General features: G+C 29.2%; 21 protein-coding genes. All 21 read left to right on the forward strand.

From position 1 onward, the window contains the following. Window positions 1-76 precede the first annotated feature (76 nt). The 21 genes from KEC93_RS06220 (at window position 77) to KEC93_RS06320 (ending at window position 21,924) form a co-directional block, all read left to right on the forward strand. On the forward strand, window positions 77-1,693 hold the full coding sequence (locus KEC93_RS06220; RefSeq protein WP_039772337.1) for a penicillin-binding transpeptidase domain-containing protein: 1,617 nt from the start codon (window positions 77-79) through the stop codon (window positions 1,691-1,693). A 309-nt stretch (window positions 1,694-2,002) separates the two neighbouring features. Continuing rightward, a complete protein-coding gene (gene sigK, locus KEC93_RS06225; protein WP_011968455.1) occupies window positions 2,003-2,701 on the forward strand; it encodes an RNA polymerase sporulation sigma factor SigK in 699 nt (232 codons plus the stop codon). 248 nt (window positions 2,702-2,949) lie between these two features. Then, entirely contained in the window at window positions 2,950-3,981 is a 1,032-nt protein-coding gene (locus KEC93_RS06230) for a type IV pilus twitching motility protein PilT (protein ID WP_077868354.1), read from the forward strand. Window positions 3,982-4,081: 100 nt separating this feature from the next. Next, window positions 4,082-5,335 (forward strand): cell division protein FtsA, encoded by a 1,254-nt coding sequence (gene ftsA, locus KEC93_RS06235; protein WP_077868355.1) that lies wholly within the window; start codon window positions 4,082-4,084, stop codon window positions 5,333-5,335. A 14-nt stretch (window positions 5,336-5,349) separates the two neighbouring features. Beyond that, window positions 5,350-6,489 (forward strand): cell division protein FtsZ, encoded by a 1,140-nt coding sequence (ftsZ, locus tag KEC93_RS06240; RefSeq protein ID WP_017210785.1) that lies wholly within the window; start codon window positions 5,350-5,352, stop codon window positions 6,487-6,489. A 954-nt stretch (window positions 6,490-7,443) separates the two neighbouring features. Further along, window positions 7,444-8,286: a sigma-E processing peptidase SpoIIGA gene (locus tag KEC93_RS06245; RefSeq protein ID WP_171780169.1), complete on the forward strand. Its 843-nt coding sequence runs from the start codon at window positions 7,444-7,446 to the stop codon at window positions 8,284-8,286. Beyond that, window positions 8,261-8,968, forward strand: a complete 708-nt coding sequence (sigE, locus tag KEC93_RS06250) for an RNA polymerase sporulation sigma factor SigE (RefSeq protein WP_011968460.1) — start codon at window positions 8,261-8,263, stop codon at window positions 8,966-8,968. The genes KEC93_RS06245 and sigE overlap by 26 nt, the downstream gene beginning before the upstream one ends. 82 nt (window positions 8,969-9,050) lie before the next feature. Further along, a complete protein-coding gene (sigG, locus tag KEC93_RS06255) occupies window positions 9,051-9,824 on the forward strand; it encodes an RNA polymerase sporulation sigma factor SigG (RefSeq protein ID WP_011968461.1) in 774 nt (257 codons plus the stop codon). A gap of 40 nt (window positions 9,825-9,864) precedes the next feature. Further along, a complete protein-coding gene (locus tag KEC93_RS06260; protein WP_011968462.1) occupies window positions 9,865-10,134 on the forward strand; it encodes a YlmC/YmxH family sporulation protein in 270 nt (89 codons plus the stop codon). 70 nt (window positions 10,135-10,204) lie between these two features. Continuing rightward, window positions 10,205-10,654 carry a transcriptional regulator NrdR gene (nrdR, locus tag KEC93_RS06265; RefSeq protein WP_011968463.1) on the forward strand — a complete coding sequence of 150 codons (450 nt, stop codon included), beginning with the start codon at window positions 10,205-10,207 and terminating at the stop codon, window positions 10,652-10,654. A 264-nt stretch (window positions 10,655-10,918) separates the two neighbouring features. Beyond that, window positions 10,919-11,659: a peptidoglycan editing factor PgeF gene (pgeF, locus tag KEC93_RS06270; RefSeq protein WP_077868357.1), complete on the forward strand. Its 741-nt coding sequence runs from the start codon at window positions 10,919-10,921 to the stop codon at window positions 11,657-11,659. 15 nt (window positions 11,660-11,674) lie between these two features. Further along, window positions 11,675-12,376: a winged helix-turn-helix domain-containing protein gene (locus KEC93_RS06275; RefSeq protein ID WP_011968465.1), complete on the forward strand. Its 702-nt coding sequence runs from the start codon at window positions 11,675-11,677 to the stop codon at window positions 12,374-12,376. Window positions 12,377-12,378: 2 nt separating this feature from the next. Next, the gene (locus tag KEC93_RS06280) at window positions 12,379-14,085 is read left to right on the forward strand and encodes a sensor histidine kinase (RefSeq protein WP_077868358.1); all 1,707 of its coding nucleotides are present in this window, start codon (window positions 12,379-12,381) and stop codon (window positions 14,083-14,085) included. A gap of 202 nt (window positions 14,086-14,287) precedes the next feature. Further along, a complete protein-coding gene (locus KEC93_RS06285; RefSeq protein WP_077868359.1) occupies window positions 14,288-15,196 on the forward strand; it encodes a phosphate ABC transporter substrate-binding protein in 909 nt (302 codons plus the stop codon). 23 nt (window positions 15,197-15,219) lie between these two features. Next, window positions 15,220-16,113, forward strand: a complete 894-nt coding sequence (pstC, locus tag KEC93_RS06290) for a phosphate ABC transporter permease subunit PstC (RefSeq protein ID WP_077868360.1) — start codon at window positions 15,220-15,222, stop codon at window positions 16,111-16,113. Beyond that, entirely contained in the window at window positions 16,113-16,997 is an 885-nt protein-coding gene (gene pstA / locus KEC93_RS06295) for a phosphate ABC transporter permease PstA (RefSeq protein WP_077868361.1), read from the forward strand. The genes pstC and pstA overlap by 1 nt, the downstream gene beginning before the upstream one ends. Window positions 16,998-17,006: 9 nt before the next feature. Further along, on the forward strand, window positions 17,007-17,756 hold the full coding sequence (gene pstB / locus KEC93_RS06300; RefSeq protein WP_011968470.1) for a phosphate ABC transporter ATP-binding protein PstB: 750 nt from the start codon (window positions 17,007-17,009) through the stop codon (window positions 17,754-17,756). An 18-nt stretch (window positions 17,757-17,774) separates the two neighbouring features. Then, window positions 17,775-18,437 carry a phosphate signaling complex protein PhoU gene (gene phoU / locus KEC93_RS06305; RefSeq protein ID WP_011968471.1) on the forward strand — a complete coding sequence of 221 codons (663 nt, stop codon included), beginning with the start codon at window positions 17,775-17,777 and terminating at the stop codon, window positions 18,435-18,437. Window positions 18,438-18,697: 260 nt separating this feature from the next. Then, entirely contained in the window at window positions 18,698-19,360 is a 663-nt protein-coding gene (phoU, locus tag KEC93_RS06310; protein ID WP_077868362.1) for a phosphate signaling complex protein PhoU, read from the forward strand. A gap of 173 nt (window positions 19,361-19,533) precedes the next feature. Then, the gene (locus tag KEC93_RS06315) at window positions 19,534-20,655 is read left to right on the forward strand and encodes an IS4 family transposase (RefSeq protein ID WP_172462699.1); all 1,122 of its coding nucleotides are present in this window, start codon (window positions 19,534-19,536) and stop codon (window positions 20,653-20,655) included. 147 nt (window positions 20,656-20,802) lie between these two features. Next, a complete protein-coding gene (locus tag KEC93_RS06320; protein ID WP_172462732.1) occupies window positions 20,803-21,924 on the forward strand; it encodes an IS4 family transposase in 1,122 nt (373 codons plus the stop codon). Window positions 21,925-22,271: the final 347 nt, after the last annotated feature.

Raw genomic sequence — 22,271 nt, forward strand, 5'->3', positions numbered from 1 at the left:
TATCTATAAATATATAAGTCTAGATATTTTGAATAAAACATCTCCTTTAAGGCTAGAATCTAAGCTAGAGAGGGAGGTGTTTTTCATTTTTACTGGAAAATTTGATAGAAATAAGAGATTGATTCAGATTCTAGCTATGCTTATGACTGTAATTATTATGTTAACAGCGCGTTTAACAATATTGCAAATATATCCATCTGAAAGAGTTGTGAGTTCTTATCAAAATCACCAAGAAGAAAATATTAGCAATATGAATTATATGATTTTAGACACTAATGGGAAAGATTTAATGAAGTATAACAAAAAATACGTACTTGTCATTGATACAAGACCATTCAGTTTAAATAACTATGAAGAAACACTTGAGGATTTAATGGCGTTTAATTTCATAATGAAATCTGAAAATCCTGATTTTAGTTATTCAGATATAATGAAACAAAGTGGGAAATTATATTTTAACATATCAGAGGATACATATAACAAAATTAATAATCTAAAAAATATTAAAGGAATATATACTTATATTTCTGATGAAGTAGATACTAAAAAAGCGTGGAGTGTCAGCAGTATGTTATCAAAAATATTAGATGAGGAACATGAAGCAGGAACTCTTGAAGGTGATATGTATGATTATCTAAAAGATAATGAAAAACCTAAAAGTGAATTTTATTTAGATAATAAAGCTGTTTATGCGAAACAATCAGTAAGTATAAGTGATGATAATAAAAATTTAAAATTAACTCTTGATAGTGATATTGAAAATAAAATAAGAGATATTTTGGATAAAGAGGAATATTCATATTTAAGCAATGTAGGGGTTACTATAATGGAAAGTGATACAGGTAAAATTAGGGCAATGGTTCAAAAGGATGAAAGCGCTGCTAATGTGAATTTAGGTATACAGCAGATTGGATATGAACCTGGATCTATTTACAAAGTAATAACACTCGGAGCAGCTTTAGATATGGGGCTTATAAATATAAATGATACTTTTGTTGGAGCAGGTAAGATAGATAGAAAAGTATATGGTAAATTATCAGTTGAGCAGGCTTTTGAAAAGTCTTCTAATGATGTGTTTGCTGATATAGGAGCAAAAGTTGGCTATGATAAATTAATGGATTACTCACAGAAATTAGGATTATACGATAGAGTACTAAATTTAAATAGTGGAATCGTAAAAGAGGCACAAGGGGTGAAACCAGAAGAGGAGTCCGGAATAAACAATATATCTATAGGACAATGCATGAATGTAACTCCAATTCAAATGCTGGGAGCTATAAATTCTATAACTAATAATGGGGTTTATGAAAAACCATACTTAGTCGAAGGTATTTTGGATAAAGATGATAATTTAATAAAAGAGTTTAAAACTGATAAAAAGAGAGTATTTAGTGAAACAACAGCAAAAATAGTTAAGAATGAAATGAGGCAGGTTGTTTTGAAAGGAACAGGAATAAAAGCATATGAATCAGACCTTGATATAGGTGGTAAAACTGGTTCGGCGACAGGTAGTGAAGGTAAAACCCATGGATGGTTTGCTGGATATTTTAGTGCAGGAGGAAAAAACTATACTATGGTAGTATTTACTCCAGACATACAGATGGATAAGGATGCTAATAATGAAGATCTTGGTGGTGGCGATACTGCAGCACCAATATTTAAAGATATAGTTAAAACTTTAAATGCGAAGTAGTGAAATTTAATCACTGCTATATTATATACAGTGAGATAATAAATTTACATTTAGAATTCTAGTGAACTAAGTGGTAAATTAAGCTTGTGATATAGAAATTTAATTGCAATATAAGTGTTCTGAAAAAATTAATTAATAAGAACATATATTGGAATATCGGTCGCTACAAACCAAATAACTTTATTAAGAGTGAATTATATCATTTAGAACCTATATAGTAAAATATAAATATAAAAAATAAAAATGTATAAGCAACTTTTTTGGTACTCCAACATATTATAATATCAAGCACTGCTATGGAGGAAAAAGGTGTTTATATTAAATAGCTTTATAGACCTAATATTAAATTCACTATTCTTAACTGGATATGTGACAAACAATAATACATTTCCACTACCTTTAGATGAAACAGAAGAACAAATGTATTTGAAAAAATTTAAAGAAGGAGATAAAAATGCCAAAAGTATTTTAATTGAAAGAAACTTAAGATTAGTAGCTCATATAGTAAAAAAATATTCGTTTCCTAATAAGGATGTAGATGAATTAATTTCAATTGGTACTGTTGGATTAATAAAAGCGATCGATTCTTTCGATGCAGGTAAGGGTACTAGACTTGCAACTTATGCTTCTAGATGTATAGAAAATGAGATTCTAATGCTGTTTAGAAATAGTAAAAAGCAAAAAAGTGAAGTTTATCTCCAAGATCCAATCGGAGTAGATAAAGAAGGAAATGAATTTTGTCTTATGGATATACTAAGCAGTGAAAAAGATAGCGTCTTAGAAAAAGTCGAAAGCAATTTACAAGTTAGAGCTCTATATAAAAAGTTGATTGAGTCATTAACCAAAAGAGAAAGTGCTATTATAATAATGAGATATGGATTAATTGATGGAAAATGCAAAACACAAAGAGAAATAGCAGTAAATTTAGGAATATCACGATCATATGTATCGAGAATAGAAAAAAAAGCTTTAAAAAAATTAAAAAAAGAGTTATTTACTAAAAATTAATTTAGTGTATAGAGAATTATAAATCTTTATCACTATAAAGCGATGCGCTGCTATTTAGTATATAATATGTACTTAATAATATCCATTTTCATTCATATTAGTGTAATGTTAAGAGAAGTTGGAAGGATAAATATTCTATATTTATATAAAGAATATTGACATACTTTAAACAAGGGTGCTATTTTTAATATAGCACCTTATTTTTTATAAGATATACTTTTTGAAATTATGGATAGAGGAGAAAACTTATGGCTAAAATAGACAACTTATTAGATAGAATTGATCTAACTAGCGCATCAGATATTCACTTAACTTCAGAATTGCCACCAATGGTAAGAATAGACGGTAATTTGGTCATTGCAGATGAAAATGCTGTACCACACGAAGTTGTTGGGGAATATATTAGAGATTTAATGCCAAGTAAATATGAAGAATTCTTAGAGAATGGAGAAATAGATTTTAAGTATAATAAGCCTGGCTTAGGCAATTTTAGAGTTAATGCATTTAAATGCAAAGGTAATTATGCTATATGTATGAGAGTTATAAAGGAAGCTATACCCAAACTTAGAGATATATCAGATGCATCTGTGTTAAAGGATTTTACTGAATTACAGGATGGTTTAGTTCTTGTTACTGGACCAACGGGATCTGGAAAAAGTACAACACTTGCTGCTATGGTAAATGAAATAAATATGACTAAAGAAAAGCATATTATCACATTAGAAGAACCAATAGAATATATTTATGAAACAAAAAAGTCGATGGTGAATCAAAGGGAAGTTGGGCAAGATACAAAAAGCTATGCAATGGGTCTTAGAGCTGCCTTAAGACAAGATCCAGATGTCATATTACTTGGAGAAATGAGAGATCCTGAGACAATTGAAATAGCTTTAAGAGCAGCACAAACAGGACATTTGGTTTTTTCAACTTTGCACAATATGGGAGCAGCAAATAGTATATATAGAATTATAAATTCTTTTGAATCAGGCCATCAAAATGAAGTGAAAATTCAACTATCATCATTGCTTAGGGGAGTTGTTTCACAAGTATTATTGCCAAATGCTTCAGGAAAGGGTAGAACTGCTGCAATGGAAATTATGGTATGTACCTCTAGTATAAAAAATCTTATAAGAGAAGGAAATTTTGAGCAGATTAACAGCTTTATTCAAATGGGCTCTAAATTTGGAATGCAGACTATTGAGATGGATTTGAAAAGATTAGTAAGTAATAATACTATATCGAGGGAAGAATATGAAAAATGGATACGAAATAATAAATAAAAAATAATAATTGCATAAATAAAAAAAGGAATTTGAGTAAATGTGTTGAATATATTGCAATTAGTAGATTTTTTTCTGCAGAGAAGGGAAAGATTTAATCATGCAACAAGAGATAATTACGTCCTTAGATTTTGGTACTCAAAAATTATCTGCTACTGTAGCGATTAGAGAGAAAGACGAACTTAAAATTTTAGGAGTTCAATCATGCAAATCAGCAGGTATAGAGAAAGGTTTGTTATTAGATATTGATAAATGCAGGGATGTTGCAGTAAGCTTATTAAAGGATTTAGAAAAAAAGACGACAGTAAAAAGTGAAAGAATATCCATTGGAATTTCTTCTAATAAAGTAAGAGTTACTGAAGTATCAACTGTAGTTAATATTCAAGAAAAAGTTACAAGTGCGGATATAAGAAAAGCGCTGAAAAATGCACAAAGAGATTTTATTTTAAGTGACGATGAAAGTATAGTAGATGTGCTTATCAATTTTTATATATTAGATAACAAAGTAATACGTAAAGATATATTAAATTGGAAAGGAAGTAAACTTGAAATAAATCTTACATTAGTAATAGCAGCTAAAAGTGAAATAGAAAAATATTATGAACTTTTTAGAAAAACAGGGTATAATATTGGGTCTATAAAATTGAATATATTAGTAGGAAAGCAAGTGTTTTTGAATGAAAAAAATTCTATGGAAAGTATAGTGATTGCAGACATTGGAGCTGGGACTACTGATATAGCATTATTTACGGATGGAATTCCTAAAAGCATAAATTCTATTCCAATAGGTGGAAGAAATATAACTAAGGATTTAGCAATTTGTGGGAAGTTTTCGTTTTTAAAAGCAGATAATATGAAAAAGATTTACTCTAGCAATTATAAAGCTTTATATCTAGATAATTCGCTTGAAGAGGAAATTGAGGTAGGAACTACCAAAGTTTCCAGGAAATTATTCTATGAAGTGGTAAATGCTAGAATTGAAGAAATATTAAGCCATATCAATATAAAATTAAAAAATACTGGTCATTATGATAGAATTTGTAGTATAATTCTATATGGAGATGGAGTTAATTATTTTGAAGATATAGATGAAATCGTTCGTAAAATTTTCAAAATAAAAACTAAAGTTATAAGAAAAAATGATCTGGGAATAAAAAATTCAGAAAATATAACTTCTATGGCTATTGCTAAAGAAGTATATGATAGATTAAATTTATTAGAGGATGATAATATAATTCTAACTAATAAACATAATGATAATAAAGTAATTAATGAAAAAGAACATTTACACAATAATGAAGGTGAAAATCATATTCTAAAAAAAGTTAAAGTTTTTTTTGATAAGATTTTTTAAGGGGAGGAATTGTTTTGTTAGATTTTGAGACAGATATGCAAGAGTTAACCAATATAAAAGTTATTGGTTGCGGCGGCGGCGGAAGTAATGCCGTAAATAGAATGATAGTTGAAGGACTAAAAAATGTTGAATTTATTGCAATAAATACAGATAAGCAAGCACTTATGCTTTCTAATGCAGATCAAAAAATTCAAATAGGTGAAAAGCTAACTAAAGGACTAGGAGCTGGAGCTAATCCGGAAATAGGAAAGAAAGCAGCAGAAGAAAGCAGAGAAGAAATAACAGCTTCTATAAAGGGAGCAAATATGGTGTTTATTACTGCTGGTATGGGCGGCGGAACAGGAACAGGTGCTGCACCAATAGTAGCGGAAATTGCTAAATCTATGGAGATTTTAACTGTAGGAGTAGTAACTAAACCTTTCCCTTTTGAAGGTAAAAGAAGAATGAGACATGCTGAAATGGGGATAGCAACATTAAAAGAAAAAGTTGACACATTAGTTATAATCCCTAATGAAAGACTACTTAATATGGCTGATAAGAAAACAACGCTGTTGGATTCGTTTAAGTTAGCTGATGAAGTTTTAAGACAAGGTGTTCAAGCTATTTCAGACTTAATTACAATAACAGGTGTAATTAATGCTGACTTTGCAGATATAAAAGCAGTAATGCTTAATAAAGGACTAGCTCATATGGGAGTTGGTTTCGGTAAAGGTGATACTAGGACACAAGATGCTGTTAAACAAGCAATTTCATCTCCACTTTTAGAAACATCAATAGATGGAGCTACAGATGTTATTATAAACTTCACTGGAGGAGCAGACCTTGGAGCATTAGAAGTATATGATGCTGCGGATGTTGTTCGTGAGGCTGTAGATCCAGATGCTAATATAATCGTGGGAGCTGTTATAGATGAAACTCTTAATGAAGAAATTAGAATTACTGTTATAGCAACTGGATTTGAAAGTGAAAATAACAGATTATCATTAGGTTCTATAGTAGAAGAATCTAAAAAAGTTCAACCTCAAGTTAAGGAAGTCGCAAAAGAACAACAAGAAGTTGCGGTAGATGCAAAAGAACCAGAAATGACCTCTAACAATTATGAACAAGATGATTTAGACATACCTGTTTTCTTAAGAAGACAAAAGAGACATTAATAACGGAATTTATAATATTAAGAAATAAAGTTAAATAGAATGAAAATTTGTTTTAGAAGCTGAAAAACCTATTAAATAGTTTTTTAGTCTTTGATATACAAGTTTTCATTCTATTTTTTTTTATTTTTTAGTATGTTGTATTTTTCTCAGAAACTTGTCTGTTACATCGTGCCACTTGCTATTAATGGAGATATTATCTTTAAATTATGAATAACATAATTTGTAAAATATATTATTCGTTTCAGAGAGTTATATGCATAAGTTCGCGTCTTAGTTGGATTATCTATAGGGTTCTACAATGATATTCAAACTTATAAAATTTCAATATCGCTGGTATTCAGGAAATTTGAACAGTAGATATGTATTGGTATCAATATGGAACCCTATTAGATAGACAATTTAAGAATTAGGCTTATTAGATGAACATATTTACAAAGTTGCGAAAACTTTGAGTTCATATCTTCACTAGAAATCATAAATATATTTGTGAAGAAAACATTTGAAAATGAGCTGTTAAAGGTTCTTAGCTGTAGGTTGTTCCAATTTAGCTTGTCAAACTGAAAGTTGGAGCATGCTAAATTGGATACAACCTGCTGCTTAGAACATTCAGCGATATTTTCATAGCTTTTCGGAATCAAAATATTTATGATTTCGGTAAGTTATCATATAAATTTAGTTTTAAAGTTGGGTATTTCTAAATTTAAATTACATAATTAAATTTAGAATAGAATGACTTAAAATTTATTCCACTTATTTTTAGCAAATTTATATAAGATAAAAGAATTTATTTTTACATATTAAGTTAGTTTTAAATATAAAAAAGAGTACAAAAAAATATAGTGTAAATAAATGTAAAAAGTTCAATTAAAAAAACAAAAAGATTTAATGTGATTGTGACAAATTTTTATGAGAAAGAAGTATATAATAAAATCCAGACAGACTGGAGGCGTTGAGATGGAAATTTATGTTGATACCTTGGTTTTGGAAAATTGCATAGTAAATTTCTTTTTGTTAACAGTAACTATGAAATGCATAAAGCATAAATGTAAGGTAATTGCGCTCTTAAGCTCCAGTTTATTGGGTGGAATTTATACATTGGTTTTAGTTATTCCACAGTTAAACATATTATCTTGTTTACCTATTGAATTAATTGTTGCGTTCATGATGCTCAGAATAGTGTATGGAAAAACAAATATTCTTAATATGATCAAGATTCTTATTATATTTCTAATGATGACATTTACTTTAAGTGGAGTATGTTTTCTATTTTCATTAAAGCAAAATTTATATTTATTAGGAACTACATTCAAAATAGAGAAGTATTCAATTAAATATATTATGCTAGGAGTAATGATTATGTATATAATTTTTAGCAGACTTGTGGAATACATTAGAGACAAGCTGTTTGTAAGGAATTTTGTTTTTGAGATTGAATTCAATATAGAAGGCAAGCAATATAGTATTAAAAGCTTTTTAGATACTGGAAATGAGCTTAGAGAGCCAATTACAAATCTTCCATGTATTTTAATTGAAGAAAATCTAATAAGTGATGTGGATTTTAATAGTATCAATACATATCATGTGCTTTACAGTTCAATAGGATATGGAGGAAGTCTTAAAGGTATAAAAGTTAACAACATAAAAATAAGCAATAATTATCATCTATATGAAGAAGTCGATGCAATAATATGTCCATGTAAAGAAAAATTAAGTAAAGAATGCGAATTTAATGCCTTATTATCAAGGGGAATAGTCTATAAGGGGGATATTTATGGAAAAGTTAGTTCTGTTTTTTAATAAATTATTATGTAAGTTCAAGTTGTTTAGAAAAAAATTATATTATGTAGGAGGAAATGATGCTCTACCACCACCATTATCAAAAGATGAAGAAGAAGATTTGGTAAATAAATTAAATGGTGGAGATGAAAATATAAGAAGTACTTTAATTGAAAGAAATTTAAGATTGGTTGTTTATATAGCAAGAAAATTTGAAAACACAGGTGTATATGTAGAAGATTTAATATCAGTTGGTACCATTGGATTAATAAAAGCAGTAAATACTTTTAATCCAGAGAAAAAGATAAAGCTTGCAACTTATGCGTCTAGATGTATAGAAAATGAAATACTTATGTATTTAAGGAGAAATAGCAAGATAAAAGCTGAAATATCATTTTATGAACCTCTTAATATTGACTGGGATGGAAATGAACTTCTGTTATCAGATATATTAGGAACTGAAAACGATACTGTTTATAATTTGATAGAAGATGAAGTAGATAAGCAGTTATTAGTTATGGCATTAAAGAGCTTAAATGATAGAGAAAAAGAAATAGTAAGACTTAGATTTGGTTTAAATGGAACAAGAGAAAAAACTCAAAAAGAGGTCGCGGATATGCTTGGAATCTCACAATCTTACATTTCTAGATTAGAGAAAAAAATAATTAAAAGATTGAAAAAAGAAATAAGTAGAATGATTTAGCTTGTCTTCAAGTATAAAAGTATTGCCTATCGGAGATAATGTTTAATGCAATGGATTATTACTTTCGAAGGGGTGAATACTTGTGATAATTAACAAAGTAGAAATATGTGGCGTTAATACTTCAAAACTCCCTATACTTAAAGAAAAAGAAAAGAAGCAGCTTTTTTTACAAATGCAAGCTGGAGATAAGAACGCAAGAGAAACTTTTATAAAGGGAAATTTGAGATTAGTACTTAGTGTTATTCAACGGTTTAATAATAGAGGAGAAAATATCGATGACTTATTCCAAGTAGGCTGCATAGGCTTAATGAAATCAATAGATAATTTTGATTTGTCTCAAAATGTTAAATTTTCAACTTATGCAGTTCCTATGATAATTGGGGAAATTAGAAGATACCTAAGAGATAATAATTCTATTAGGGTAAGTAGATCTTTAAGGGATATAGCTTATAAAGCTCTTATTATGAGAGAAAAATTTATAAAAGACAATAATAAAGAGCCTACTATATCGCAGATTGCAAAAGAACTTGAATTGCCAAGAGAAGAAGTTGTATTTGCGTTAGATGCAATACAAGATCCCGTATCGCTATTTGAACCGATTTATCATGATGGAGGAGATGCCATTTATGTAATGGATCAAATAAGTGATGCAAAAAATACAGATGAACATTGGCTTGAAAATATTTCAATAAAAGAAGCAATGAAAAAACTTACTGATAGAGAGAAGCTTATATTGAATTTAAGATTTTTCAATGGAAGAACTCAAATGGAAGTAGCAGATGAAATTGGAATTTCACAAGCACAAGTTTCAAGATTAGAAAAAACAGCACTAAAGCATATGAGAAAACACGTATAAGAATGAGAGTTTAATAATATTATAATGGTGGGGGATAATTATGGAACTTGAATTACATTCACTCAATGCTATGAGAAGTATGGAAGTTATAGATATATTAACAGGAACTAAAATCGGGTTTATAAAAGATTTTAAGATAGACTGCGATGAAAATAAAATAGTTGCGTTAATATTACCAGGAGAAATAAAATCATGGTTTGCAAAAGAAGATGAAAAAGAGATTTTGTGGAGCGATATAGTAAAAATAGGAACAGATGTTATATTGGTGAAGGCAAAAGATAAAGAAAAAGTAAATGCAAACAATGTATAGCCATATTTCAAAAATATAGTTATAATAAGTATAGGTTTTGATATACGAAAGCAAAGAGGTGAATGAAAGTATGAAATGTCCATTTTGCGGATTTGAAGAAAGTAAGGTTGTTGATTCAAGGTCAACGGATGACAATACAACAATTAGAAGAAGACGAGAATGTTTAAAATGTAATAAGCGTTATACTACATATGAAAAAATAGAGGATTTTCCAATCCTAGTAATTAAAAAAGATTTAACTAGAGAAAATTTCAACAAAGAAAAAATAATTAACGGATTAATTATTGCATGTCAAAAAAGACCCATATCTAGAAAGCAAATCGAAGAAATAGCATATGATATAGAAAAAACAATATCTAATAGTATGCTCACTGAAATCCCATCAAATGAAATAGGGGAAATGGTTATGGCTAGATTGAAAGAGTTAGATGAAATATCATATGTAAGATTCGCGTCAGTTTATAGACAATTTAAGGATATAGATACTTTCCTAGAAGAAATAAAAAATCTTAGAACATAATCACATAATTAAGGATGTTGAAAAGTTTTCAATGTCCTTTTTATAATGAAAAATGTTATATATAAGTTAAACTTCAGTTAATAAAGATGCCAAGCAGCTAATAAAATGTTAATATTAAGTAAAGAATTAAAATGAATTAAATGGAACAAGGATTTTATTCTTATAAAAAGTATCTAGCTGTATATAAGAAGATTTCATGGTGGCTTTGTGACTTTTATTTTCATATACATTATTAAAAAAGTATTAATTTATTGGAGGATTAGAGTGAATACATTAGAGTTGAAAGACTTAGAAATTAAAGATGATTTTACAATAATAAATGGTAAAAAATTTGAAATTATATTCACAAATGCAGAAAAAGGAAGAAGTTTTAATAGAAATACAGAAGAGGGAGTTAGAGAATTAAATTCATTAAAAAAAGAATTTAATGCAGATAATATAATATATATAAAGCAAATTCATAGTGGTAGAATATTAAAATATGAAGGTAATGGGAAAGATATTATAGATGAAGAGGGAGATGCAATAATAACAAATGAAAAAAATGTTATTATTGGGGTTTTTACTGCTGATTGTGTACCGGTTATATTGGTAGATGAGGAAAAAGAGGTTACAGCTGCGATACACAGTGGATGGAGAGGTACCTTCGAGTCTATTACATTGAAGACAATAGATAAAATGAAAAATGAATTTGGATCTGATGTAAGAAATATTAAGGCTTATATAGGACCACATATTAGAAAATGTTGTTATGAAGTTTCAGAAGATTTAAAGCAGAAGTTTATTGAAAAGAAAGATACAATAAATGAAAAAGAGCTATTTAATGGAAATAATCTTAATCTTGAAGCGTGCATAATAGACGATCTAAGGAAATCTGGAATAAATGAGTGCAATATAAATAGTTTAGATTTGTGTACTTATTGTAGTAGTGATATTAAATTGCATTCATATAGAAAATCTCAGGGTTCCTATGGTAGAATGTTTTCTTTTATTATTTCACGTTAAGGGGGAAGATGAAATATGGCTAATGAAAAAATTTTGATTGTAGATGATGAAGAACATATAGTTGAATTATTACATTTTAATTTAGTTAATGCTGGGTATGAGGTTTTAAGTGCTAATAATGGTATTGATGCAGTGAAAATAGCTAAGGCTGAGAAGCCGAGCTTGTTATTGCTTGATTTAATGCTGCCAGGTATGGATGGATTTGATGTTTGTAAAGAAATAAAGAGAGATTCTGAAATGAAAAAAACATCAATAATAATGTTAACAGCTAAAGGCGAAGAACTTGATAAGATACTTGGGCTAGAACTTGGAGCTGACGATTATATAACAAAACCATTTTCGGTCAGGGAATTACTTGCAAGAGTAAAGGCAGTTTTAAGAAGAACAAGCTCATTTAATGAGGCAGAAGATGATGTTTATAATTCAGAAAATCTTAAAGTAGACTTTGAACGTCATGAGGTATATGTGAATGATAGAAAGGTTGATTTAACTTTAAAAGAATTTGAACTTTTACAAATACTAATAAAGAATAAAGGAAGAATACTCAAAAGGGAAACTCTATTAGATAAGATTTGGGGTTATGAGTATATAGGAGAAACAAGAACTGTAGATGTTCATATAAGATATCTTAGAAAGAAGATAGAAGAAGACGATAAAAATCCGAGATTTATTGAAACTATAAGAGGAGTAGGTTATAGATTTAACCCAGCTGAGTAAAAATGAAAAACAAAATATTAACTTCAGTTATTATAACTGTGCTATTTGCACTATTAATTGTAGCATCTTCTTTTATCACAATAATAAATTTAGAACAAATTAAAAATACAAAAGAACAACTTAGAAACATAAATTTGCTAGTTTCTGAACTTAATGATGTTACTGATATTAGTAGAAATGATTATGAAGAGTTAAAAGCATTAAATAATACGAAAATAAATGGTATAGACGTAAGATTTACCCTTATAAATGATAATGGAGTTGTCTTATATGATAATGAGCAGAAGAGTAGTGAAAATCATAGGGATAGAGAAGAAGTTAAGAAAGCAATGGAAACTGGTGAAGGGTATTCAAAGAGATACAGCGAGACAATTAAGTCAGATTTAATATATTATGCTACTAGGCTTAACAATAACTTTGTAATTAGAAGTTCTGTAAGCATAAATTCTGTTACTATAATACTTAAAGAAAATATTAAATATTGTTTTGGAATATTACTTGTGGTTATGCCATTTTCTTTATTTCTATCATTAAGACTAGTTAAAAAAATTATTGATCCAGTTAAAGAGTTAGAAAGTGTAACTTTGAAAATGACTCATGGGGACTATAAAATAAGAGCCAATATCAATACAAATGATGAGCTTGGGACTTTGGGAAATAGCTTCAATAATATGGCGGAACAGCTACAAATAAAGATTCGTGAAGTTATAGATAATCAAAATAAAATAGAATCAATATTAAAAAGTATGGAAAGCGGAGTTATAGCTGTTGATAATTGCAATATGGTAATTTCAATTAATCCGTGTGCAGAATCGTTACTTGGCATTAAAAAAAATATTGTAGGCGAATGTTTATTAGACCATATAAAGGACTATGATATAATCAGATTCTTAGAACAAGATGATGTAAATGATAAAGAAATAAAAATACGTCATCCAATGGAAAGGGATTTCAAAATTAAGAAATCAGCTATGGTAGATGGAATGGAAGGCGTAGGAAAGGTTATAACTTTTCAAGACATAACTGATATAAATAGAGTAGAACTTATGAGAAGCCAGTTTGTTGCCAATGTATCTCATGAATTGAAGACTCCGTTAACATCTATAAAGGGATTTGCTGAAACTTTAAAATTTGTTAAGGATGACGAAACAAGAGAGAAATTTTTAGATATTATAGATAAAGAAGCTGAACGATTATCAAGACTTATAAATGATATATTAGTGTTATCTAATATTGAAAGCAACTTAGCGGTTGATATGCATGAGTTCGAACCAGGGTCAGTAATTGAAGAAGTAATTAATATAATGAGAAAAACTGCGATTAATAAAAATATTAAATTAGAATTTAAAGATAATAGTAATGAGAAGATCTTTGGAGATAGAGATAAATTCCATCAACTAGCTTTGAATTTAATAGAAAATGCAATAAAATACTCTAAGGATACTTCCGGAAAAGTCGAAGTGTTAAGTTATAATGAAGATAAATATTATTGCTTAAGAGTAAAGGATAATGGATTAGGAATACCTAAGGAAGATATATCAAGAATCTTCGAACGATTTTATAGAGTTGATAAATCAAGAAAAAAAGGTGGAACAGGTCTTGGTTTAGCAATTGTAAAACATATTGTTAAAATTTTTAACGGAGAGATTTATGTTAAAAGTGAGCTTGGAGTAGGAACTTGTTTTGAAGTAAAAATTCCATATTTATAACAGATAATGCGCAAAGTGGTAAAAACTTTGCGCATTTTTTAATTATTATAAAAGGTATGTTAAATTTTCTTAACACCACTCTAATATAACTTAACAATTCTCTAATAATAGATTAACTAAATGGGTATATTATTAGATATGTAATAAGAAACAATTTAACCAACATAATTTATGTCGAATTTATTGATGGAGGGAATTTATAATGAAAAAAAGAACATTAAAGTTAATCGTAGGGGCTTTGTTAGTGACAGTTATAGGAAGTGCAATGGTTGGGTGTGGAAGCTCATCAAATAAATCAGAAACAGGTACAAAGACTGAATCAAGTGATAAAGTAAGTGGATCAATAACAATGAGTGGTTCATCTGCATTGCTTCCACTAATGGAACAAGCAATTGAAACATATAATAAGGAAAATCCAGATGCACAAATTAGTGCTCAAGCAGGTGGATCAGGTACAGGTCTTACTCAAGTACTAGATGGATCAGTAGATGTAGGAAATTCAGATATTTTTGCAGAAGAAAAATTAGATAAAGATAAAGCAAGTCAGTTGGTTGATCATAAAGTTGTAGCAGAAGGTTTTGGTGTTGCGGTAAGCAAATCACTTGGAATAGATAATTTAACATCAGCTCAAATTAAAGATATATTCTCTGGAAAGGTAACTAACTGGAAAGAAGTTGGAGGACCTGATAAGCCAATATTATTAGTTCATAGAACAGCAGGTTCTGGAACAAGAGCAACATTCGAAAAGGTAATTCTTGGTGGAGATAAATCAGCAGAAAACGAATCATTAGGAGTAACTCAAGATTCAAATGGAGCAGTTTTAAGTGCAATGAAACAAAATGATGGTGCAATTAGTTATTTAGGTCTTGCATATATGAACACACAAGAAGCTAAGGATGCTATAAAAATAGTAAAACTTGACGGAGTTGCAGCTGAAAAAGCAAATATATCTGATGGATCATATAAGTTCTGGTCATGGGGACATATGTATACTAAAGGCGAAGCAACAGGAGTAGCTAAGAGTTTTATAGATTATGTTACAAATAAAGTTGATAAATCAGTTTTAGATAATTTAGGATTTGTTTCAGGAAGTGAAATGAAAGTAAAATAATTTCAATTAAGGGATGAGTAAAGATGGAAAAAAGAAGTTTTAAAGAAAGGCTTAAAAATGAGTATTTGGGCCAAGGCTTTGCAAGGCTATGTGCAATATTAATAATAGTGATAACAATATCAATCATAGTATTTATAGCTTCAAAAGGGATAAGAATATTCACAAAAGATGGATATAGTGTCACAGAATTTTTATTCACAAATAATTGGAAGCCAAACAAAGGTGGAGAGCCTTCCTTTGGAGCTCTCGCTTTCATCTTAGGGTCAACCTTAGTATCAATAGGTGCAGTAGTTATAAGTGCACCTATTGCTATTGCTTTGGCGATATTTGTGAATGTCATATCAAGCAAATTTGGGAGAAAGATAATTAAACCTTCATTAGAAGTATTAGTTGGAATACCTTCTGTTGTTTATGGTTGGGTCGGTATCTCTGTGTTAGTACCATTTATAAAAGGAAGTTTTGGAGGAATGGGATTTTCTTTAATCGCAGGGATTTTAGTTTTATCATTAATGATTTTACCAACTATAGCAACGTTATCTATAGATGCTATAAAAACAATACCTCAAGATCACATTGAGGCATCATATGGCCTTGGAGCTACAAGATGGCAGACGATTTATAGGATAATAGTTCCAGGCGCCAAATCAGGGATATTAACAGGTGTAGTACTTGGTATTGCAAGGGCTTTTGGAGAAGCGTTAGCAGTTCAAATGGTAATTGGTAACACTGTAAAGATACCTGATAGTATCACTTCCTCAATGGCAACATTAACAAGTATAATAACAATGGATATGGCTAATACTGTCGGCGGAACGCCATGGAATGATGCATTATGGACATTAGCATTAATTTTACTTGTGATTTCTTTTATATTTATAGTTATAGTAAGAGTAATTGAGAAAAGGAGTGCGGTATAATGAATGCAAAAAAAGTAGATAAAATTGCGACAGTTATATTTTATATAATAAGTATGTTCATAGTGGTTTTACTTGGTGCATTTATTTTATATATTTTATATAAAGGTGGAAGTATGTTAAAACCGTCATTCCTTTTTGGTAATCCAAAGCTTACAGGAGCAGGAGGAGGAATAGCACCGCAATTATTTAATTCATTTTATATGCTTGTTATTTCTTTGGTTATAACAATTCCTATTGGTGTTGGAGCGGGAATTTATTTGGCAGAGTATGCTAAAGAAGGACCTATTCTTAAATTTATAAGAATGTCCCTTGAAACAATGTCTTCACTTCCATCTATTGTTATTGGTATGTTTGGATTATTGGTTTTTGTAAATATGGCGGGATGGGGATATTCAATACTTGCAGGTGCTTTATCTGTAAGTATATTAAATATACCTTCAATGACTAGAATTTCAGAAAATGCAATAAATACAGCAAGTAAAAGGGTTAAAGAAGCATCTTTGGGGCTTGGAGCAACTAGATGGCAAACATTAGCGAAGCTTACGGTTCCGACAGCTATGGGAGAGATATTAACGGGTATAATACTAGCAGCAGGAAGAATTTTTGGTGAGGCAGCAGCATTTTTATATACTGCAGGATTAAGTTCTAAAAATTTAAATTTCAATACCATAAGTATGGCTGGGAACAGGTCAGCATTTTCACTTTTTAGGCCAGCAGAAACTTTAGCTGTCCATATATGGAAGCTAAATTCAGAAGGCGCAGTGGTTGATGCTGCTCAAATAGCTAACGGAACAGCGGCTGTGCTTATAATAGCGGTTCTCTTATTCAATGTTTGTGCAAGGTTAATTGGAAATAGATTGATGAAAGCTTATAGTGGGAAGTAGGAGATAGTTATGAATATTATAGAAACAAAAGATTTATGCTTATATTATGGTGATAATCAGGCCCTTAAAGATATAAATATGTCCATAAATAAAAATGAAGTTACAGCACTTATTGGACCTTCAGGCTGCGGAAAATCAACTTTCCTAAGAACTTTAAATAGAATGAATGATTTAATTGAGATTGTAAAAATAACTGGGGAAGTGTTTTTTGAAGGTAAGGATATATATAAGGACTATGATGATATATATTTAAGAGAAAGAATCGGAATGGTATTCCAAAGACCAAATCCATTTCCAATGTCGATTTATGATAACATTGCATATGGACCTAGAATACACGGCACAAAAAATAAGAAGATCTTAGATGAAATAGTAGAAAAAAGCTTAAGAGGAGCAGCGCTTTGGGACGAGACTAAAGATAGGCTAAAATCAAGTGCGCTTGGAATGTCAGGTGGACAACAACAAAGATTATGTATTGCTAGAACATTGGCGGTTTCTCCAGAAGTGATTTTAATGGATGAACCAACATCTGCATTAGATCCAATATCAACTGGAAAAATGGAAGAACTTATGGATGAATTAAAGAAGAAATATACAGTTATCATTGTAACTCATAATATGCAGCAAGCAGGGAGAATAGCTGATAAAACTGCATTCTTTTTAAATGGAGAAGTTATAGAGTTCGGAAAAACAGAAGACATATTTTATAATCCAAGAGATAAGAGAACAGAAGATTATATTACAGGTAGATTTGGCTAAAAGGGGGCAATGATAATTATGACAAGGGGATCGCAGGATACAAGAGTAAAAAATATAAATAGAGAGCTGCTAAAAATGTCTAGTCTAGTTGAAAAGCAAATATATGAGAGTTTGCTAAGTTTAAAAAAATATGATCTAGAAAAGGCTGAGCAAGTTATTAAGAATGATGATATTGTTGATGATATGCAAAAAATGATAGAAGAGGAATGTATCAAATTTATAGCAACTGAACAGCCGCTCGCAACAGATTTGAGGAGAGTATTTACAGCATCTAAAATAGTGACGGATTTAGAAAGAATGGCAGACTATGCAGTAGATATATGTAAGATAACAAAGAGGATTGGGAAAAAGATAAGCTCATTTGAAAAAGGTTCAGAAGAATTATGGGAGATGGACGATAAAGTTAGAGCTATGATAAGAGCTTCTGTAGATTCATATATTAACGAAGATGAGGAAATGGCATATAAGGTTTGCGAAAAGGATGATGAAATAGATGCATTCTATAAATCTTTATTCTCCACTTTGATTAACTCAATAAAAGTAGATGAAAAGCTGCTTCAGGAAGGAACTCAATTACTGTTTGCAATAAAATACCTAGAGAGAATAGGAGATCATGTAACCAATATATGTGAATGGACTATTTTTTCAAAAACAGGTTCCTATGTTGATTTAAATGAATAAGGTATAAGTATTATAAAGTGTCCTTAATTTATTGAGGACATTTTTATCATTTGGCTATGAATTTCTTGACTTAGGTATTATATTAATGTAATATGAAAAAAATAAATTGAAAGCATAAATGAAATATATCATATAATAAAATGATTCATAGTAGTTAATCGGAAATTTAATAAGAATCTAGTTAATGATTATTTTTTATATGTAACTAAGGTGTAATTAGGTGTAAACGATAAATTTAAGTATGAAGGGGCAATGGAAGAATGACAAGAGGATCACAAGATACTAAAGTAAAAAATATAAATAGACAACTAGTAATTATGGCAGACTTAGTAGAAAAGCAAATATATGAAAGTATGCTGTGTTTAAAGAATTGTGACGTAGAAGCAGTAGAAAAAATTATTAAGGCTGATGATAAAGTTGATGAATTGCAAAAAATAATTGAAGAACAGTGTATTAAATTTATTGCATCAGAGCAACCTCTGGCAACAGATTTGAGAAGAGTATTCACTGTTTCTAAAATAGTGACAGATTTAGAAAGAATAGCAGATTATGCAGTGGATATTTGCAAAATAACTAAAAGAATTGGTAAAAATGTTAATTCTCTTAAAAAGGTTTCAGAGGATTTATGGGATATGGAAAGAAAAGCAAGATATATGATAAAGGCATCTATAGATTCTCACGTTAATGATGATGATGAAATGGCATATAGAATTTGCAAAAAAGATGATGAGATAGATACTATATATAGATCCTTGTTTGCTTCTTTTGTTAAAGCAATAAAAAAAGATGAAAGCTTACTTCAAGAAGGAACTCAATTGCTATTTGTAATAAAGTATTTGGAAAGAATAGGAGATCACGTAACTAATATATGTGAATGGACTATCTTTTCAAAAACAGGAGCTTATGTTGATCTAAATGAATAGTAGTATATAAATGTAGGAAAATGTTCTTTTTATTAAGAACATTTTTTATTCTCTAGGAAATTATCATATGTGTTGATTAACCAAAAAATAGAAGTGAAAATATATAAAAAATGAGGTCATTCTGTAGTAATATTAAAGTGCGAACCAAAATAATACTTAAGGAGAATGCCCTCATGAAAAATACTACCACTATATTTGATATATTTCAAACATTTTTAAGTGAAAAGGAAGTTGAAAAATTTAGTAAAATTTTAGAATATGTTGATACTGCAAGAAAATTCACATTATATGATTTAATAAAATTCTTTATTGCAGCAGCTACGAATGAATATAAGAGTTATAGGGATGGCGTTGAGCATATGGAATCAGTAGGGCTAACACCAGTTGATTATTCAACTATTTCTAAAAAAGCCTCTAAGGTAGATTACAAAATTTCTAAAACTTTATTTGAGATTATTGTTTCTAAATGTAATCGTAGAATGCGAAGAATTCTAAATTTGCCAAAACAATTAATAGCAATTGATTCAACTACCGTGACCGTAGGTGAAAACCGTCTTAAATGGGCAAAATTTAATGGGAAGAAATCTGGAATAAAACTTCATATATCTTTAAATATTAATGACTTTACACCACAAAAAGTTATTGAAACTATTGCTAAAAAGCATGATGGACCGATAGGTGAAGGTTTAATAGATGTACACTCTATTTTAGTTGAAGATAGGGCTTATGAAAATCATGAGAGATTTGATATGTTTAAAGAAATAAAACAATCTTTTGTTATAAGAATAAAAAATAATACAATACTTTCAAAACCAAAGAAATTGAGAAGTTTAGGAGTAGTAGAAAATTCTTCTGTAATTCGAGATGTTACATGTTATTTAGGAAAAGAGACTAAAAAAACTCAAAATAGATTTAGAGTAGTTGAATTTACTGATTATTATGGTAAATCAGTAAAAGTGTGCACTGACCTAATGAACATTACTCCAGAAAAAATAGCAGAAATATACAAGGAACGTTGGAAAATTGAAACCTTCTTTAAATTTATAAAACAAAACTTGAATGTAAAAAGAATATTTGGAACAACTGAAAATGCTGTCTATAATCAACTTTTCATATCATTGATAGCTTATGTTTTGCTTCAATTTACTTATGTTGAAACGACTAAAAATTTAAAATATGTTAAATTATCACTAATTCAATTTGTAAGAAAATTGCTTAAAAAAAGTCTTAAGGTCGAAGTCTATATATCTATTAACTTATTTTTGAAAAATATCAAAAATAAGTTAATAATTTAAAGTAAAAATTTGGTTAATCAACACTTGTGATAAATTCCCATATGTGTTGATTAACCAAAAAATAGAAGTGAAAATATATAAAAAATGAGGTCATTCTGTAGTAATATTAAAGTGCGAACCAAAATAATACTTAAGGAGAATGCCCTCATGAAAAATACTACCACTATATTTGATATATTTCAAACATTTTTAAGTGAAAAGGAAGTTGAAAAATTTAGTAAAGTTTTAGAATATGTTGATACTGCAAGAAAATTCACATTATATGATTTAATAAAATTCTTTATTGCAGCAGCTACGAATGAATATAAGAGTTATAGGGATGGCGTTGAGCATATGGAATCAGTAGGGCTAACACCAGTTGATTATTCAACTATTTCTAAAAAAGCCTCTAAGGTAGATTACAAAATTTCTAAAACTTTATTTGAGATTATTGTTTCTAAATGTAATCGTAGAATGCGAAGAATTCTAAATTTGCCAAAACAATTAATAGCAATTGATTCAACTACCGTGACCGTAGGTGAAAACCGTCTTAAATGGGCAAAATTTAATGGGAAGAAATCTGGAATAAAACTTCATATATCTTTAAATATTAATGACTTTACACCACAAAAAGTTATTGAAACTATTGCTAAAAAGCATGATGGACCGATAGGTGAAGGTTTAATAGATGTACACTCTATTTTAGTTGAAGATAGGGCTTATGAAAATCATGAGAGATTTGATATGTTTAAAGAAATAAAACAATCTTTTGTTATAAGAATAAAAAATAATACAATACTTTCAAAACCAAAGAAATTGAGAAGTTTAGGAGTAGTAGAAAATTCTTCTGTAATTCGAGATGTTACATGTTATTTAGGAAAAGAGACTAAAAAAACTCAAAATAGATTTAGAGTAGTTGAATTTACTGATTATTATGGTAAATCAGTAAAAGTGTGCACTGACCTAATGAACATTACTCCAGAAAAAATAGCAGAAATATACAAGGAACGTTGGAAAATTGAAACCTTCTTTAAATTTATAAAACAAAACTTGAATGTAAAAAGAATATTTGGAACAACTGAAAATGCTGTCTATAATCAACTTTTCATATCATTGATAGCTTATGTTTTGCTTCAATTTACTTATGTTGAAACGACTAAAAATTTAAAATATGTTAAATTATCACTAATTCAATTTATAAGAAAATTGCTTAAAAAAAGTCTTAAGGTCGAAGTCTATATATATATTAACTTATTTTTGAAAAATATCAAAAATAAGTTAATAATTTAAAGTGAAAATTTGGTTAATCAACACTTGTGGGAAATTATATTGTTGGATAATCTGTGGATAACTTATAAGAAAGGCTGATTTAGAAGGCTGGCTTTTAAAAGAGAATAAAAAAGAAAATATATTCGCCTGCATAAAATGTTCTTATATGCAGCATAGCTGCCATTTCTTATGTGCAGATTTTTCTCACATGCGTTCGAAAAGGCAGATGCGTAAAAAAATCTCCGGCTCCACAGTCGCCTGCGATTTTGTTCTTTCAATTGTTTAAATATGTTTTAACAATATGAATTGTTGACTTAACTAAGGGTTTAATGTAATATAACAAAGATAAGAATGTTATAATAAGGGGT

Source organism: Clostridium beijerinckii (genome assembly GCF_018223745.1).
Classification (GTDB): domain Bacteria; phylum Bacillota; class Clostridia; order Clostridiales; family Clostridiaceae; genus Clostridium; species Clostridium beijerinckii.